Origin of the sequence: Streptomyces sp. NBC_00569, assembly GCF_036345255.1 — a bacterium.
Classification (GTDB): domain Bacteria; phylum Actinomycetota; class Actinomycetes; order Streptomycetales; family Streptomycetaceae; genus Streptomyces.
Genome location: NZ_CP107783.1, coordinates 1026744 through 1041995, shown reverse-complemented (window position 1 = coordinate 1041995; position 15252 = coordinate 1026744). Strand labels below are relative to the sequence as shown.

The following is a 15252-nucleotide window of genomic DNA, read 5'->3' as shown; positions in this document are numbered from 1 at the left end:
TCAGCGGTACATCTGGTCAAGTCAACGTCGGTTGCCTATCGTCCATGCGAACGAATCAGTCGCCGCGCCCTTCTGTGCGCGGCGGCCCTCAAGGTCTTCCCACGGTCGAAAGCAGGCCCCCTCATGCACCACCCCCTCGATGACGCCGACCGCACGCTCCTGGTGACCGGCGCGGCGGTGGCCACCGCCGGCACCCCCGTACGCGCCGAGGCGCTCGCCGTCCGGGGCGGCCGCGTCGTCCACGTCGGCACCGCGGACGCGGCGCGCGCCGCTCTCGGCGGCCGGATCGACGAGAACCTCGAACTCGACGGCGGCCTCGTCCACCCCGGCTTCGTCGACGCCCACTGCCACCCCGTGATGTACGGGCAGGCCCTGGCCTGGGTCGACTGCCGGCCCGAGCGCGTCCCCGACATCGAGGCACTCGTCGCCGTCCTGTCCGACGCCGCCCGCGAACTCCCCGCCGGAGTCCCCGTGCGCGGCTTCGGCTACGAGCACCGCAGGCTCGCGGAGCGCCGCCACCCCACCTGTCACGACCTCGACCGCGTCGCCACCGACCGCGAGGTGTACGTCATGAACGCCTCCGGTCACGGCGGCGTCGTCAACTCCCACACCCTGCGCACCTGCGGCGTCACCGCGGGCACCCCCGACCCGGAGGGCGGCAGCATCGGCCGACTGCCCTCCGGCGAGCCCGACGGACAGCTCTGGGACGCGGCCTGCGACCTGCTCACCGGGCCCGGCGGCGTGAAGATCGGCAACCACGGGCCGAACTTCCACCTCTCCGAACCCGACGCGATCATGGCCGACCACCTGCTGCGCGCCCAGGAGGTCTTCCTCGCCGCCGGTGTCACCACCGTCGGTGACGCGCAGGCCTCCCGCCGTGAGATGGAGACCTATCTGAGGGCGCGCCAGGACGGCTCGCTGCGCCTGCGCGTCTCCGCCTACCTCACCTCCGCGCTCCTCGACACCGCGCTCGACCTGGGAGTCGTGAACGGCTTCGGCGACGACCACTTCCGTGTCCAGGGCGTGAAGTTCTACGCCGACGGCACACTCGGCGGCTGGACCGCCTACTTCCCCGACGGATACGCGGCGGACTGCTGCCACCACGGGCAGCTCTACCACTCGGCCGAGGAGTACGCCGAGCTCGTCGGCCGCGCCCACCGTGCCGGTCTGCAGACCGCCACGCACGCCCAGTCCCCGTACGCCATCGGCATGGTGCTCGACGCCGTCGAGAAGGCACAGGCCGACCGCGAGCGGCCCGGCATCCGCCACCGCATCGAGCACTCCGGCCTGCCCACCGACGAACAGATCGTCCGTATGGGCGAGTTGGGCGTCGTACCCGTCATGCAGCCCCAGCACCACCTGCGGACCGGCGACGGCACACTCACCGCCGTCGGCGACCTCGGCCACCGCTACAACCCGGCGGGCGCCTGTCTCGTCGCGGGCGTTCCCGTCGTCTTCAGCTCCGACGCGCCCGTCGCGCCGCCCGCCCCGCTGGAGGCGATCTCCGCGGCGGCCACCCGGCGCACGGTGCTCGGCACCGTCCTCGGCGACGCCGCGCTGCGCATGCCCGTCGCGGACGGCCTGCACGCGCACACCGCGGCGGCGGCCAGTGCCCTGCACCGCGAACACGCGGTCGGCGCCCTGGCCCCCGGCATGCTCGCCGACTTCGTGGTCCTCGACAGCGACCCGCTCACCGCGGACCCGGCCGAACTCGCCTCCATCGGTGTACGCGAGACCTGGATCGGCGGCGCGCGCGCCTGGGCCGCCCCCGGCCGCTGACTCTCCACCGCGCAGCTCCGTACTGCACCGCCCTCTCCGCCCCCTCCCTTTCCCTGCCTCTCCTGTCCCCGGAGGCTTCATGCCGACCCAGCCCGCCGCCACCCGACAGAGCCCGTACAGAGCCGCCTTCGCGGCTCTCGCCGGCACCTCCATCGAGTGGTACGACTTCTACGCCTTCGCCACCGCGGCGGCGATCGTCTTCGACGACGTGTTCTTCCCGCCGGACATGTCGCCCTACCTCAAGACCCTCTCGGCGTTCGCGACCTTCGCCGTCGGCTTCCTGCTGCGCCCGCTCGGCGGCATCGTCTTCGGTCACATAGGCGACCGCGTCGGCCGGAAGAAGACCCTCGTCATCACGCTCGTGATGATGGGTGTCGCGTCGTTCGCGATCGGTCTGCTCCCCACCTACTCCCAGGTCGGCGCGCTGGCTCCGGTCCTCCTCATCGCGCTGCGTCTCATCCAGGGCGTGGCGATCGGCGGCGAGTGGGGAGGCGCCGTTCTGATCGCGGTGGAGAATGCCCCGCCCGGCAAGGCCGCGTTCTTCGGTTCGTTCGCCCAGCTCGGCTCATCCGTAGGCGCGTTGCTGTCGACCGGCGCCTTCAGCCTGATGAACCTCTTCGGCGACGACGCGTTCATGAGCTGGGGCTGGCGCGTGCCGTTCCTGGCGTCCTCGGTCCTGGTGATCGTCGGCCTCGTCGTGCGGGTGAAGCTCGAGGAGTCGCCCGTCATGTCCGAGGTGCGCGACGAGCACGCCGCCGAACAGAAGCTGCCCGTCGTGGAGGTCTTCCAGAGGGCGTGGCGCACGGTCCTCATCGGCGTCTTCGCCCTGGCCACCGCGACCGGCGGCTACTACGTGGTGACGAGCTTCCTGCTCTCGTACGGCACCGGTGACCTCCACCTGTCCGAGTCCATGCTCCTCAACGGCCTCACCCTGGCGGCGTTCCTGGAACTCCTGGTCACGCCGTGGCTGTCCTGGCTGGCGGACCGGGTGGGCCCGCACAAGGTCGTCATCGTGGGCCTGGCCGGCGTGATCGTCCTGGCGATCCCGCAGTTCATGGTCCTCGGCACCGGCAGCGTCGTCCTGATCTGGCTGCTGATGCTGGCGATGCGCCTGGTGATGTCCGCGCTGTACGGGCCCATCGCCTCGATCCTCGCGGAGGGCTTCGCCCCGCACGTCCGCTACACCGGCATCTCGCTGTCCTACCAGGTCTGCAACATGGTCTTCGGCGGCCTCGCGCCGCTCGCGGCGGTCTCCCTCGCCGCGGCCGCGGGCGGCCACTACTGGCCCACGGCGCTCATGCTCATGGCCATCTCGGCCGTCGGCATCTGGTGCACGGCCCGACTCCGGCGCCTGCGGGTGCCGCAGCCCGGGGAGGGCGTGGCCGCGGTGACGGAACGGGAGGTGGCGAGCGGGGTCTGAGCATCGCCACAGCTCACCGCGGCCGGGCAGGGCCCGTGCACGCCGAGGCGCACCGCGCGCCGGGCGGCACGGATCCGGCCCGGCCGCGGTGCTGTCGTCACCCCGGCGTCACCCCGCGCCCAGAGCCTGCCTCCTGCGCCGGTCGAGTTCCCCCTGTACCCGTGCCACGTCCTGCGCGTAGGGGCGGTAGAGCAGGGTGAGGACCGCGCCGTTGACGAGCATCAGGATGACGAGGACCCACAGGAACACGGGCCGGAGTCCGACCACGTCGCCCAGAAAGCCCGCGCCGAGGCTGAACGCCGCCCAGGCGATCGCCTCGAAGACGGACACATAGATCGCGAAGGCGGCGGCACGCTGCTCGGGCGGGGTGACCGCCATGACCATGGGCCGGTTGACCGGCGGGTTGATCCCCTGGGCCACGCCCATGAGGCCGAAGAAGACCGCGAAGAGGGCGATGCCGTCGTACTCGATCTGCGTGCCGAAGAAGGCCGCCACGGCGAAAGCGAACTGCGCGCCCTGCAACACCGCGACCAGCCCGTACCGGGGGCTGCGGCGCGCGGCCCAGTCGGCCGCGAAGCCGCCGAGAAGGGTGCCCAGGAAGTAGCCGATGCCCATCGGGAGCAGCACCACCGAGGCGACCTGCGTGCTGAAGCCGAACACGTCCACCAGGTAGACCACACCGAACGTGGAGATCAGGAGGTGGCCGGACAACAGCCGGGACACCAGCAGGATGAACAGGCTGCGGACCCTGAACAGCGCCACCGCCTGCGACCAGGTGACCTTGGCGGCGTGCGCCGCGCGGGCCTCCTGGCCCAGGTCGGCGAGCTGCCGCTCTGCGGCCCCCCGGCCGGGGTCGCGGAACCACAGCCAGATTCCGCAGCCGAGCAGGATGTTGAACGTGCCGATGCCCCACAGACCCCATCGCCAGCCGTTGTCGACGCCGGCCAACTGCCCCTTGAGCGGCCCGATCACCGAACTGACCAGCGCCACGGCGCCGTACACGAATCCGACCGCGCGGCCCCGTGACGAGCTGTCGAAGAGGTCGCCGATGATCTCGGTGATGACGGGGTGGGCGGCCGCGTAGCCCGCCGCGAGGATCGTGTAGAGCACGAGGAGCTGGGCGAAGTTCTGGGAGAAGCCCGCGGCCACACCCCAGACACCCCACAGACCCGTCGCGAGGACGAGGACGCCCTTGCGGGACCAGCGCTGTGCGGCCCACACCCAGAACGGGCCCGTGAAGACCCCCACGATCTTGCTCGCGGCGGTGAGGACGCCGAGCGCCCCGAGCGAGATGCCGAGCGACTGCCGGATCAGCGGGAAGAGGCCGCTGACGAGGCTCGCCTCGGTGCTGTCGACCAGCAGCGCACCGCCGAGCAGCGACAACTGGCGCCCGCGCCGGGGCACTCCGGGTGGTCCGATGTCCTTGGTCGTTCTCGCTGGCCCATCGATAAGCTCGGGCATGGCGCCACCCTTTCTTGGCATGGTTCTTCGCTGGAGCGTGCGGGAGGGGAGAGGTGCCTGCCGGTGACGGGGTGGCCGCCCCGTCACCGGCGTTCTTTCGGTGGTGCGGCGGCTCGGGCCTTCCGGCCCGGGCCGCGGTTCGCTCAGAGCGCGGCGAGTTCCTCGGCGACCATCCGCAGCCGCGGCGCCGGGAAGAGCCCGCCCGCCATGGCGGCGACATCGATGAGGGGCGTCGGCCCCAGGATCTGCAGGAGTTCGGAGTCCACGACACCTGGCAGGTGGCGGCGCAGGACCTCCACCGCCACCGGGTCGGAGATCAGAGCCCGGATCGGTGTGCGCAGCGAGAAGCGGCCCTGCGGATAGTCGTCGGCGCGCGGCAGGGGCTGCGCGGCGACCTCGGCCTGTTCGCGCTGGGCACGCACCAGCAGATGCTTCTCGGTGACGGGCCCCACCGCGGGGAGCCCGAGCCGCTCGTACTGGCCGGGCGGCGCCTCGTTCGCCCGCATGAGGTCCACCATCAGACGCGCCATGCGCAGCTCCACCGTGTCGTCGGCGAGCGGGGTGAGCTGCTCGGGATCGGACTCCAGGTCGTAGAGCAGCGTGCCGTGCTGGTACGGGTTGAAGAGCGTGCGCCCTGAGACGCGCAGCGTGCGGACGCCCTTGGTGAAGCCGAAGGGTTCGGCGAGCTCCAGGTCCGCGAGTTCCTGCGGCGTGAAGCGGCCGCGCATGTGCGTCGGCATCAACGTGTGCTCGTGCAGTGGAGCGTTGTCGGGGGAGACGGGCGCCCTCATGTAGACGTGGCGGCCGTCGGTGACATTGACGTGTCCGCCGTGCATGCCGAACAGGCCCGCCTCGCGTACGGACGTGTCCGAGAGCGGCGCGCCCTGCATGTCGCCGGGCCGCGGTACGTCGAAGAACTCCAGGAGGGTGGGCGCCAGGTCGATGGTCTGCACGAGGTCCCGGCGCCGCTCGCCCGTCGCGCCGGTCCGGGGATCCCAGGCGAACAGGGGCAGATGGACGAGTTCGTTGTACCAGGGCTGCACGCTCTTGCCCCACCATCCCTTCTCGCCGAGCAGCAGACCGTGGTCCGTGCAGACGAGGAGCAACGTGTCGTCCCACAGGCCGAGTTCGTCCATCGTGTCGAGGACCCGCCCGAGGGAGTGGTCGCACATGGACAGCAGCGCCGCGTACTCGTAGCGGGCGTGCCCGACCTGGTCGTCCGTCTCCACCACACGCTTGTAGTCGGGCCAGTCGAAGTGCGGGCCGTCGTAGTCGTGCGGATAGAGGTCCTTGAAGCGCTCGTGGCTGAAGAAGGGCTCGTGCGGGTCGAAGGTCTCCATCTGTACGAACCAGTTGTCCGCGTCGCGATTGGTGTGGACGAACTCCAGCCCGGCGTCGAATGTCAGCGTCTGCGGATGACGGTCCTCGGTCGCCATGTGCGGCCGGTTCACCCAGTCCTGCCGGTAGATGCCCCCGAACCGGACCTTCTTGAGGTCCTCGGGCATCTCGGGATCAGCTACCTGCCCCTTCCACGGGTCGCCCTCCTGCCCGCGGAAGAACTCCCAGGTGTTGTACCGGCCGTGATAGGTCGCGCCGCCGTCCTCCCAGTAGTGGGGGTGGTCGCTGACGAGGTGGGTGTAGACGCCGCTCTGCTTGAGCAGTTCGGGCATGGAGTCGTCGAACGGCTCCAGCGGGCCCCAGCTGCGGTGCAGGAAGTTGTGCCGCCCCGTGTGGATCTCACGGCGGGCCGGCATGCAGGGCATCGAGCCCGCGTAGCAGTTGTCGTACGTGACGGACCGCTCGGCGAGCCGGGCGAAGTTCGGCGCGTGCGTCCAGTCGCCGCCGTACGGCGGCAGCATCCGCCGGTTGAGGCTGTCGAACATCACCATGATCGCCTTCATGCGGCGTCCCCCGTCTGTGTCGGTGTACGGCCTTCGGACTCCGGCCGTCCGGTCTCCAGGCGCCGCAGCATCCCTTCGAGCCAGGCCACCCAGCGGTCGACGGACGAGGCGCCGTAGGCGTGCAGCTCGTCGCTGATCTCGCGCGCGAGGTCCTGGTCGAGCTCGGGCAGCGGATTCTCGAATCCGATGCGCCGGTCGCGGTCGCGATTGCCGGCGATCTGGGCGCGCCGGTACGTGAGTTCGGTCCTGATCAGCCGGATCGCGGCGTCCCTGTCGAGCGGGGCGGCGAAGCTGAACCTGGCCAGGAAGTCGGCGTCCTGGAAGCGGCTGGGCGGGTCGTAGGGGGAGCGCACCCACTCCATCAGGACGTCGCGCCCCCGTGGTGTCAGCCGGTACACCTTCGCGTCCGGCCGGCCCTCGCGCGGATCGACCTCGTACGCCACCCAGCCGTCGTCGACCATGCGCCCGAGCAGCCGGTAGATCTGGCTGTGATGGGCGCGCGAACGGAGGAACTGCCCTTCAGTCTCCACCCACTTGCGCAGGTCGTAGCCGCTGAACGGGCGGTACGACAGCAGCGCGAGCAGGACGTACTCGAACTTCACGAGCCTCACCCCTATGTGCACAATCACCTATGTGCAGGGATTCATATCGCCGGGGGTGGGGGCAGTCAACAGATAGGACAGGCTCTTATCAAGGCGTTCACAGTCGGCCCGAGGTGTCCAAGAGCGCGGGGCGCCGTCAGATCGGCTGTGTCCGGTGGATGCTGTACTGCTCCATGAGCTTGGCCCGCGTCGCCCCGAGCCGGTACGCGAGGATCTCGGCGACGGTGCGGATCAGGGTCATGCCCAGCGCGGGATCGGTGTCGCAGAGATTGCGCACCGCCTGTGCGTCGAACTCGTAGGCGCGCACCGGGCTGAACGCCTCGGCCCCGAAGTCCCATTGGTGCGGCGGGAACAGCCATGACCAGCCGAGCAGATCCCCCGCGCCCAGCGAGGCGACGGTCACCCGCTTGTGCTCGGTGACCTGGTGGTCCAGTGAGACCGCGCCCGAGCGCACGACCCAGAACCGGTCGGCGATGTGGCCCTCCTCGAAGATCCGCTCGTCCTCTTCGAACGACACCTCCTGGGCGAGCGTCATCAGTCGCTCGCGGTGCTCGTGAGGAAGAGCGGGCAGCAGTCGCGTCGCGTTCGTCATGGACAGGCCTCCTCGCCGAGGTTCCCCACCTTCCATTGGAGCCGCCACGGGCCGATTGAGCACCCCGGGGGCGGCACCGAATCCCGGGAACTACGCAGAGTCACCCACCGGCTTCGCGGCGACAGTGGAAAGCCACTCCACGACGTCCGAGGCGTCCTGCTCGCGCGCGATGTCCAGGGGCGTTCTGTCGCCGTAACCGATCCGGCCGGGATCCGCCCCCAGTCCGTACAGATACTGGGCGGTGGCCAGGCGGCCGCCGTGGCAGGCGCACCAGAACGCGCTGGACACCTCCTCCGGCGTCGGCGGTTCCCCGGCCGTCGCGCAGGCCTCGACCCGGTCGAGCAGACCGAGCGACGCGGCCTGCTCGAACGTGACGTGGGCGCCGTGCTCGACCAGCCGGAACGCCGCGCGCCACTGCCCGAAGGCGCAGGCGTCGGCGAGCGGAGTGCCGTCGCCGATCACCGCGCCCGGTGCCTCTATGTCCGCGCCCGCCGCGACAAGGGCGTCGACGGCGGCGACGTCGTCATTGCTCGCCGCCCAGTGCAGCGGCGTCTCGGTGTGCGCGCCGGAGAACCGCGCGTCGGGGTCCGCCCCGGCCTCCACCAGGGCGGCGAGAACCTGCGGACCGCTGGGGAAGTGGCCGGGCCAGTCGGTCGCGATGTGCAGCAGCGTGCGGACCCCGGAGCAGTCCGGGCGGGCGGTCTCCGCGATACCGGCGGAGGCCAGCCCCCGGTTCTCGGCGAGCAGCCGCCGCAGGGCCGGTACGTCGCCCTGGCGGATCGCCTGCGTGACCGCGACGGCGAGGGGGTCCTGCGAGTCGATGATCGTCGTCATGGGGTGCTGTGCCTTCTGCCGGGACGGGATGGGGCAGGACGGGGCGGGGCACCGTCATTGTGGCAGTGCCCCGGCGGGCCGTCCCGGGAGCGGCGGGACGGCCGGCCGGCGTCAGCGGGGCGACGAACCGCGTGCCCGCAGCAGGTCGGCCATGAGCTGCATCTCCGACTCCTGGGCGTCGACCATGCCCTGCGCGAGCCGCCGTTCCATCGGATCCTCGCACCGCCGGGCGCAGGCGCTCGCCATGACGACACCGCCCATGTGATGCGCCGTCATCAACTGGAGGTAGAGCACCTCGGCGTCCTTGCCCTCGGCCTTGCGCAGCCGGTCGAGCTCGGCGCCGGTGGCCATACCCGGCATGAGCGCGCCGTCCTTCCCGGCGATTGCGTCGTCCCCGTGGTCATGCGCGTGACTGCCGCCCGTCCACGCCATGTAGCCGCCGTCCGGCGAGACCTTCGGCAGCCCCCCAGAGGTCCAGCCGGCCCAGCAGCATGCCGCGCTGGTTGGCCTGGGTGTTGGCGATGTCGTAGGCGAGCCGGCGCACCTCCTCGTCGTCCGTGCGGTCGCGGACGACGAACGACATCTCCACCGCCTGCTGATGATGGACGGCCATGTCCCGGGCGAACCCCGCGTCCGCGGAGCCGACGGCCGGGGGCTCGGCCGGCGCCGGCTTCTCGGCGCCACTGCCCGGGGCGGCCAGGACCCACAGGGCCAGGGCGAGGGCGACGAGGACGGCCGCGCCGGCGAAGAGGAGCCGGACGGGAGCGGGCGGCCCGGCCGCCTCGCCGGACCCGGCGGTGTCCGTCGGCGCCGTCATCAGCTCCCCTCCAGGCCGTTGGTGCAGGCGGCGCCGGGCTCGGGGGTCTGCGCACCCTGCACGTACTTGGTGAAGAACTGCTCGACCCGCGGGTCGGACGCCTTGTCGACACTGAGCTGGTGGCCCCACGCGGACAGCATGATCGGACCCGTCTGGTCGTCGACGGGGCTCATCAGCGAGTAGGGGGTCTTGGCGACCTTCTCGCCGAGCTTCGCGACGTCGGCGTCACCGGCCCTGTCGTTGTACGTCACCCAGACCGCGCCGTGTTCGAGGGAGTGCACGGCGTTCTCGTTCGGTATGGCCTTGGTGTAGACGGTGCCGTCGCACGTCATCCAGGCCTGGTTGTGGTCTCCGCCGACGGGCGGGTTCATCGTGTAGGTGACGGCCTTGGTGACATGGTTGCGGCCGAGCTTCTTCGCGTCCCAGCTCCTCTCTCCCCGCACGGGCTCCTTCGCCGCGGCCGTCTGCTGCTCGTCCTTGTCGTTCGCGCGGTCGATGGCGTACGCGCCGAAGCCGACGAGCCCGGCGACGATGACCGTGCCGAGCGTGATGGTGATGACGCGGTTGCGCCGGTCGCGGACCTGCTGGGCGCGGCGCATCTCGTCGATACGCGCCTTGCGTGCGGCGGCCGCTGCCTTCTTGCCGGTACTGCTCATGGGTACGACTCCTCGCCGCCGCGCGGTGTCGTGGCGCGGCGGTTCTGCGGGACGGGTGATGTCGTGGTGTGCGCGAGCGCGCGTGTGGCACGGCGGGGCGATGAGCGCCCGCGCCGGCCCGACATCGGCCTAGGTCCGCTGAATCTGGAGGACGTGGAGATCAGGGGCGGTGCCGGAGGGCGGAAGGCCCGAGAGGCCCGGGGGCGGGGCGTCCGGCATCGCGGTGGCGGGCATCCGGGGCAGCACCGCCGGGTGCGGCTGCGCGGGTGCGGAGAGCACGGCGCGCACACCCCGGGAGGCCGGGTCGCAGCACCTGTCCCCGGCCGGGCAGTCGCCCCGGTGCGCGACGGTCTCCACCGCGTGTGGCCGCGCGGATCGCGCGTGATGCGGAGTCGCGCTCCCGGCCGTGACAGAGGCCACTGGGGGAAAGGAGCCGTCCGCCGTGCCGTCGGTGCCGTGGGCCGCGGGGCCCAGGCACATCACCAGCGCCGCGAGCAGCACGCTCAGGGCAGGGCAGAGCGCCGCGATCCGCGTGGCCCACCACGCGCCGCGTCTCGCACGCTGCGCCCTGCTTCCGGTCATCACGGGTGATGTTAAGCGGTGCCTGTGAGCGCCCTGTTGGGCAGGGGGCGACGCTTCCGGGTCTCTACGCGGAGTGGTGGGCGAGTACCGCGTGCGGGTCGGGTGCGCCGGGGTCGGGCGCGGGGTCGGCGTGCACGAGCGCGCCGGTGAGCTTGGGGACGGCGTGCAGCAGGGCGTGCTCCGCGGCGACCGCGACCTCGTGGGCGGCCCGCACGCTGAGCGCGCCGTCGACGACGATGGCGACCTCGGCGCGCAGCCGGTGCCCGATCCAGCGCATCCGCAGTTCGCCGACGGCCAGCACGCCGGGTACGTGTCCCAGGGCGTGCTCGGCGCTGTCGACGACGGCCGGGTCGACGGCGTCCATCACGCGCCGGAAGACCTCGCGGCAGGCGTCGCGCAGCACCAGAAGGATGGCGGCGGTGATGGCCAGTCCCACGAGCGGGTCGGCGAACCGCCAGCCGACGGCGGCCCCGCCCGCTCCGATGAGAACGGCGAGCGAGGTGAATCCGTCCGTACGCGCGTGCAGTCCGTCGGCGACCAGCGCGGCGGAGCCGATCTCACGGCCGACGCGGATGCGGTAGCGGGCGACCCCTTCGTTGCCGAGGAACCCGATCACGGCGGCCGCGGCCACGGCCGGCAGGTACGTGATGTCGCGCGGGTTGATGAGCCGGTCGACCGCCGTCCACGCGGAGAAGGCGGCCGAGGCGGCGATGGTCAGGACGATGACGAGCCCGGCGACGTCCTCGGCGCGCCCGTACCCGTAGGTGAAGCGGCGGTTGGCGGCCCGCCGGCCCAGGACGAAGGCGACGCCGAGCGGCAGCGCGGTGAGGGCGTCCGCCGCGTTGTGGACCGTGTCGCCGAGCAGCGCGACCGAGCCCGAGAGGACGACGACGACCGCCTGGGCCGCCGCGGTCACGCCCAGCACGGCCAGCGAGATCCACAGGGCACGCAGGCCACGGGCCGAGGCTTCGAGCGCCCGGTCGGTCTTGTCGGAGGTTTCGTGGGAGTGCGGGGTGAGGACGTGCGCGAGCCGGTGCCGCCACCGGGCCGCCGTCGAGGCGGGGCCGTGGTCGTGGCGGTGATGGTGACCGTCGCCGTGGTGATGCGTGCCGTCGTGGGGCGCGTGTCCGTGCTGAGGGCTCAAGAGTCGGGCCTTCCTGGACGGGCGGAGTGCGGAGGTCGGAGTCGGAGGCTGTGGGATCGGGACCGTGCTGGACACCGGAAGGCGTCCCGTTCCATTATGTGCGTATGAGCGCACGCATGCACCTATCACCTGCGCACGGTGCGCACCCGCAAGATCCGGGCGACGAGCAGCTTGCCTACGCCGCCGATCTCCTGGGCCTCCTCGCCGACCGCACCCGTCTCGTGCTGCTCCACACCCTCGGCGGTGGCGAGGCGGATGTCACGACGCTCACCGAGACGTGCGGCGCGGCCCGCCCCGCCGTCAGCCAGCACCTGGCGAAACTCCGTCTCGCGGGCCTGGTGACCGTCCGCAAGGAGGGCCGCCGCATGGTCTACGCGCTGCCCGACGGGCATCTGCGACGCCTGGTGAGCGAGGCGCTGAACCTCGCGGACCATCACCTCGGATCCCCGCCAGCGTCGCGCGGTGAGGTCGACCCCTTGGTGTGAGGGGCGCGAAGGACCGTCGGCCATCGGGGCGGTGCGGCCCCGATGGCACCTGAAACCAGGGGCTCATCTCCGCCCCGATGCGCTCATGCGGCCGTGACGATGACGTGGTGTCAGTTCCCCGCCGGTGAATCCTCGTCGAGCACGTACAGCTCCGGGAGGTTGACGACGATCGCCTCCTGCGTGCTGCGGGCGATCACCACGACCGCCTCCTCGTCCGGGCTCGGGTTCTCCTCGCGGTGCGGGACGTAGGGCGGCACGAAGATGTAGTCGCCGGGTGCCGTGCGGAGCCGGACCTCTTCGGGAGTGCCCGTGGAGTCGTCCAGGAACACGAACTCCGGGTGGCCCTTCACGACATGGATCGCCGTCTCCGAAGCCCCGTGGTGGTGGTTGGACGAGGCGGTGTCGGGCGCCACGTGTGTCTGGCCCATCCAGATGCGCTCGGAGCCGACCGTGCTGCCGCTGATCGCCGCGAACCGCCGCATGCCGCCGGTCTGCGCGGTGTCGCCGTCCAGTGCGCCCGCGCGGATGTGGTGGAGCCGGGCGCGCAACGGCAGCGGTGCGTCGTGGTCCGGGAGGTCGGGGTGGAACGCGTCGCGCTCGGGGGAGTCGCCGGGGTGTGAAGGTGTGGCCATGGCAGTCCTGCTCGTCGTGGGCGGGCCGTCGGCGGTGGCCCGGCGTGGGGAGCGGTGCGCGCGCCGGTGTGGTGGGTGCCGATGACGACGGGGACCGGGGAGTTCCGGCTCGCTCGGTGCCGTGCCGTGAACGCCCAAGATCCACGGCCGACCGTAGAGAGCCGGTCGAAGGGATGTCAAGGTTTGTCCGTTGCCGCGGCTACGGGTCCTGGTCGCGGCCGGAGCCATGTGTGGCGGTGGTCCGGCAGGGGCGACCGATGGGCCGACCCCGAAGTCCGGACAGCAATCTGATGCATTGTCAGGACTGGCTGGAACACGAGGAGTTCATGGGCGCCGCAGGGGCGACGTACACCCGCATGCGGGCGAGCCGGCCGTCGGCGGTCGTCCAGTCGGCGGTGGACGTGCCGACGTGGCGCCAGCCCGCGCGCTCGTACAGCCCGATGGCGGCACTCGCGGCCGTCTCGACCTCCAGGACCGGTCTCTGCCCGCGCGCTGCGCCGGTCTCGATCGCCCGGTCGAGCAGCAGCGCGGCCACTCCTCGTCGCCGGGCGCGTGTGCTGACGAAGAGCCGCGCCACGGCGAGCAGGCTCCGCTCCGGCAGCCCGGCGGTGGTGGCCAGGGCGGGTCCTGGCGGGGTGAGCGCCATGTGTCCCACGACATCGGCGCCCGCCACGACGACCCAGGCGTCGGTCATGCCGTGGGGAGTCAGCCGGCCGGCCGGATCGGCGGGCCGGTCCACCGGATAGCGGTCGGCGGCCTGGATCCCGGCGAGGGCCTCGACGCAGCGGGGCAGGTCGGCTTCGGTGCGCAGGCGCACCGTGAGTTCGTTCGTGTCCGTCACGCCGGGGATCCTGGCATCAGGGCGGCCTCGCGGGGGCACTGCGTCCCGTGCGGGCGGGCCGGATCACCGCATCCCGTGGGGGCTCGCGGGATCACTGCGTCGTGCGGGCTTGCGGTCACTGCACCCCGTGGGGCCGGAACTGGATGCTGATCCGGCCGCCCGCGGCCCGCGTCGTCTTCGGGATGGCGTGTTCCCACGTCCGTTGGCAGGAGCCGCCCATCACGATCAGATCGCCGTGGCCCAGCGGCCGGCGGACCACGTCGCCGCCGTCGCGCGGGCGCAGCAGCAGGTCGCGCGGCGCGCCCACGGAGAGGATGGCGACCATGGTGTCCTCGCGGGCGCCGCGGCCGATGCGGTCGCCGTGCCAGGCGACACTGTCGCGGCCGTCGCGGTAGTGGCACAGCCCGGCCGTCGTGAAGGGTTCTCCGAGCTCGGCCGCGTAGTGCGCCGACAGTGTCTGCCGGGCCTCGTCGAGGACGGGGTGCGGGAGTTGCTCGCCCGCGCCGTAGAAGGCGAGCAGCCGCGGCACGTCCACGACCCGCTCGTACATCTGCCGTCGCTCGGCCTTCCACGGCACCTCCGTGGCCAGGTGCTCGAACAGGGCGTCGGCGCCGCTGAGCCAGCCCGGCAGCAGGTCGATCCAGGCGCCGTCGCCGAGCACGGTCCTGCGGACCCCGTGCAGCGGGCGCAGTCGCACGTCGTCGCCCTGGTCGAACAGGGACCCCTGGAGTTGGTGCGTTGCCATGGGACCAGCGTACTCCTAAATTCGAACGTGTGAACTAATTAGCTGGACGCGGACACCCCGGGCCCTGCGAAACTGGGCGTGTGGACGAGATGAGACGGTTCCGTCGGGCGGCCGGAGCGTGGGCGGCGCACGGAGGTGACGACGGGCCGGCCGCAGAGACGGCCCGCGAGCTGGCCGTCGCGGCCGGTGTGCGCAAGGTCGTCCTGGTCGAGGGGGAGAGCGACCTGGTCGCCGTCGAGGCACTGGCGCGGCGGCGCGGGCGCAGCCTCGACGAGGAGGGCGTCGCGGTGCTGCCGCTGGGCGGCGCGATGAGCATCGGGAGATTCCTCGCCGTGTGCGGCCCGCACGGGCTCGACGTCACCGTCGCCGGTCTGTGCGACGCGGGGGAGGAGCACTACTTCCGCAGTGTTCTGGAGCGGACCGGCCCGCGCCCCCACCTCACCCACGCGGACATGGAGCAGCTCGGCTTCTACGTCTGTGTCGCGGACCTGGAGGACGAGCTGATCCGCGGCCTCGGCGCTGACACCGTGCAGGAAGTCCTGGACATCGAGGGCGACTTGAGGTCCTTCCGCACCTTCCAGAAGCAGCCGGCGCAGCGGGAACGGGGCGTGGAGCGGCAGTTGCGCCGGTTCATGGGGACGCACAGCGGACGCAAGGCGCAGTACGCGCGCTCACTCGTGGAACGGCTCGACCTCGACCGGGTGCCACGCCCTCTGGACCGGCTCCTCGCGCATGTCTGACTCCGGCATCCCGCACATCCG

The 15252-nt window shown here is 71.9% G+C and carries 15 protein-coding genes and 1 pseudogene; 4 read left to right on the top strand and 12 right to left on the bottom strand.

Annotated features, from left to right (window positions below; all coding sequences use genetic code 11):
* The first annotated feature begins 123 nt into the window (after positions 1-123).
* Entirely contained in the window at positions 124-1779 is a 1656-nt protein-coding gene (locus tag OHO83_RS04850; protein ID WP_266678541.1) for an amidohydrolase, read from the top strand.
* Between the two features lie 79 nt (positions 1780-1858).
* Positions 1859-3199, top strand: a complete 1341-nt coding sequence (locus OHO83_RS04845; protein ID WP_330278753.1) for an MFS transporter — start codon at positions 1859-1861, stop codon at positions 3197-3199.
* Positions 3200-3307: 108 nt separating this feature from the next.
* Here OHO83_RS04845 and OHO83_RS04840 read toward each other — a convergent pair whose 3' ends face one another.
* From OHO83_RS04840 to OHO83_RS04800, 9 genes and pseudogenes are all read right to left on the bottom strand, one after another.
* Positions 3308-4660 carry an MFS transporter gene (locus OHO83_RS04840; RefSeq protein WP_330278752.1) on the bottom strand — a complete coding sequence of 451 codons (1353 nt, stop codon included), beginning with the start codon at positions 4658-4660 and terminating at the stop codon, positions 3308-3310.
* A gap of 143 nt (positions 4661-4803) precedes the next feature.
* The gene (locus OHO83_RS04835) at positions 4804-6561 is read right to left on the bottom strand and encodes a sulfatase-like hydrolase/transferase (RefSeq protein WP_330278751.1); all 1758 of its coding nucleotides are present in this window, start codon (positions 6559-6561) and stop codon (positions 4804-4806) included.
* Positions 6558-7163, bottom strand: coding sequence for a PadR family transcriptional regulator (locus OHO83_RS04830; protein WP_266678548.1), 606 nt, complete (start codon positions 7161-7163; stop codon positions 6558-6560). The genes OHO83_RS04835 and OHO83_RS04830 overlap by 4 nt, the downstream gene beginning before the upstream one ends.
* 136 nt (positions 7164-7299) lie before the next feature.
* Positions 7300-7755, bottom strand: coding sequence for a Crp/Fnr family transcriptional regulator (locus OHO83_RS04825; protein WP_266678550.1), 456 nt, complete (start codon positions 7753-7755; stop codon positions 7300-7302).
* 90 nt (positions 7756-7845) lie between these two features.
* Positions 7846-8589 (bottom strand): ankyrin repeat domain-containing protein, encoded by a 744-nt coding sequence (locus OHO83_RS04820; RefSeq protein WP_266678552.1) that lies wholly within the window; start codon positions 8587-8589, stop codon positions 7846-7848.
* A gap of 111 nt (positions 8590-8700) precedes the next feature.
* Positions 8701-9406 (bottom strand): annotated as a pseudogene (locus tag OHO83_RS04815) (DUF305 domain-containing protein).
* On the bottom strand, positions 9406-10062 hold the full coding sequence (locus OHO83_RS04810; protein WP_330278750.1) for a DUF3105 domain-containing protein: 657 nt from the start codon (positions 10060-10062) through the stop codon (positions 9406-9408). Before OHO83_RS04810 ends, OHO83_RS04815 begins: the two are co-directional and overlap by 1 nt.
* A gap of 129 nt (positions 10063-10191) precedes the next feature.
* Positions 10192-10644, bottom strand: a complete 453-nt coding sequence (locus OHO83_RS04805) for a hypothetical protein (protein WP_330278749.1) — start codon at positions 10642-10644, stop codon at positions 10192-10194.
* A gap of 64 nt (positions 10645-10708) precedes the next feature.
* On the bottom strand, positions 10709-11788 hold the full coding sequence (locus OHO83_RS04800) for a cation diffusion facilitator family transporter (RefSeq protein WP_330278748.1): 1080 nt from the start codon (positions 11786-11788) through the stop codon (positions 10709-10711).
* Between the two features lie 116 nt (positions 11789-11904).
* On the opposite strand from OHO83_RS04800, the gene OHO83_RS04795 reads away from it, so the two are divergent.
* Positions 11905-12273 carry an ArsR/SmtB family transcription factor gene (locus OHO83_RS04795; RefSeq protein ID WP_330278747.1) on the top strand — a complete coding sequence of 123 codons (369 nt, stop codon included), beginning with the start codon at positions 11905-11907 and terminating at the stop codon, positions 12271-12273.
* 110 nt (positions 12274-12383) lie between these two features.
* Here OHO83_RS04795 and OHO83_RS04790 read toward each other — a convergent pair whose 3' ends face one another.
* The 3 genes from OHO83_RS04790 to OHO83_RS04780 form a co-directional block, all read right to left on the bottom strand.
* A complete protein-coding gene (locus OHO83_RS04790) occupies positions 12384-12905 on the bottom strand; it encodes a cupin domain-containing protein (protein ID WP_329432224.1) in 522 nt (173 codons plus the stop codon).
* A 298-nt stretch (positions 12906-13203) separates the two neighbouring features.
* Positions 13204-13746: a GNAT family N-acetyltransferase gene (locus OHO83_RS04785; protein WP_330278746.1), complete on the bottom strand. Its 543-nt coding sequence runs from the start codon at positions 13744-13746 to the stop codon at positions 13204-13206.
* Between the two features lie 115 nt (positions 13747-13861).
* Positions 13862-14491, bottom strand: coding sequence for an alpha-ketoglutarate-dependent dioxygenase AlkB (locus OHO83_RS04780; protein ID WP_329432222.1), 630 nt, complete (start codon positions 14489-14491; stop codon positions 13862-13864).
* Between the two features lie 80 nt (positions 14492-14571).
* Between OHO83_RS04780 and OHO83_RS04775 the strand changes: the two genes are divergently transcribed.
* Entirely contained in the window at positions 14572-15231 is a 660-nt protein-coding gene (locus tag OHO83_RS04775) for an ATP-dependent endonuclease (RefSeq protein ID WP_329432221.1), read from the top strand.
* The last annotated feature ends 21 nt before the right edge of the window (positions 15232-15252 follow it).

What these genes read in the sequence shown, in the direction of transcription:
- OHO83_RS04845 (WP_330278753.1), top strand. Translation starts at nt 1,859, where the DNA reads ATGCCGACCCAGCCCGCCGCCACCCGACAGAGCCCGTACAGAGCCGCC.
- OHO83_RS04810 (WP_330278750.1), bottom strand. Translation starts at nt 10,062, where the DNA reads ATGAGCAGTACCGGCAAGAAGGCAGCGGCCGCCGCACGCAAGGCGCGT.
- OHO83_RS04820 (WP_266678552.1), bottom strand. Translation starts at nt 8,589, where the DNA reads ATGACGACGATCATCGACTCGCAGGACCCCCTCGCCGTCGCGGTCACG.
- OHO83_RS04795 (WP_330278747.1), top strand. Translation starts at nt 11,905, where the DNA reads ATGCACCTATCACCTGCGCACGGTGCGCACCCGCAAGATCCGGGCGAC.
- OHO83_RS04805 (WP_330278749.1), bottom strand. Translation starts at nt 10,644, where the DNA reads ATGACCGGAAGCAGGGCGCAGCGTGCGAGACGCGGCGCGTGGTGGGCC.
- OHO83_RS04790 (WP_329432224.1), bottom strand. Translation starts at nt 12,905, where the DNA reads ATGGCCACACCTTCACACCCCGGCGACTCCCCCGAGCGCGACGCGTTC.
- OHO83_RS04780 (WP_329432222.1), bottom strand. Translation starts at nt 14,491, where the DNA reads ATGGCAACGCACCAACTCCAGGGGTCCCTGTTCGACCAGGGCGACGAC.
- OHO83_RS04840 (WP_330278752.1), bottom strand. Translation starts at nt 4,660, where the DNA reads ATGCCCGAGCTTATCGATGGGCCAGCGAGAACGACCAAGGACATCGGA.
- OHO83_RS04850 (WP_266678541.1), top strand. Translation starts at nt 124, where the DNA reads ATGCACCACCCCCTCGATGACGCCGACCGCACGCTCCTGGTGACCGGC.
- OHO83_RS04835 (WP_330278751.1), bottom strand. Translation starts at nt 6,561, where the DNA reads ATGAAGGCGATCATGGTGATGTTCGACAGCCTCAACCGGCGGATGCTG.
- OHO83_RS04825 (WP_266678550.1), bottom strand. Translation starts at nt 7,755, where the DNA reads ATGACGAACGCGACGCGACTGCTGCCCGCTCTTCCTCACGAGCACCGC.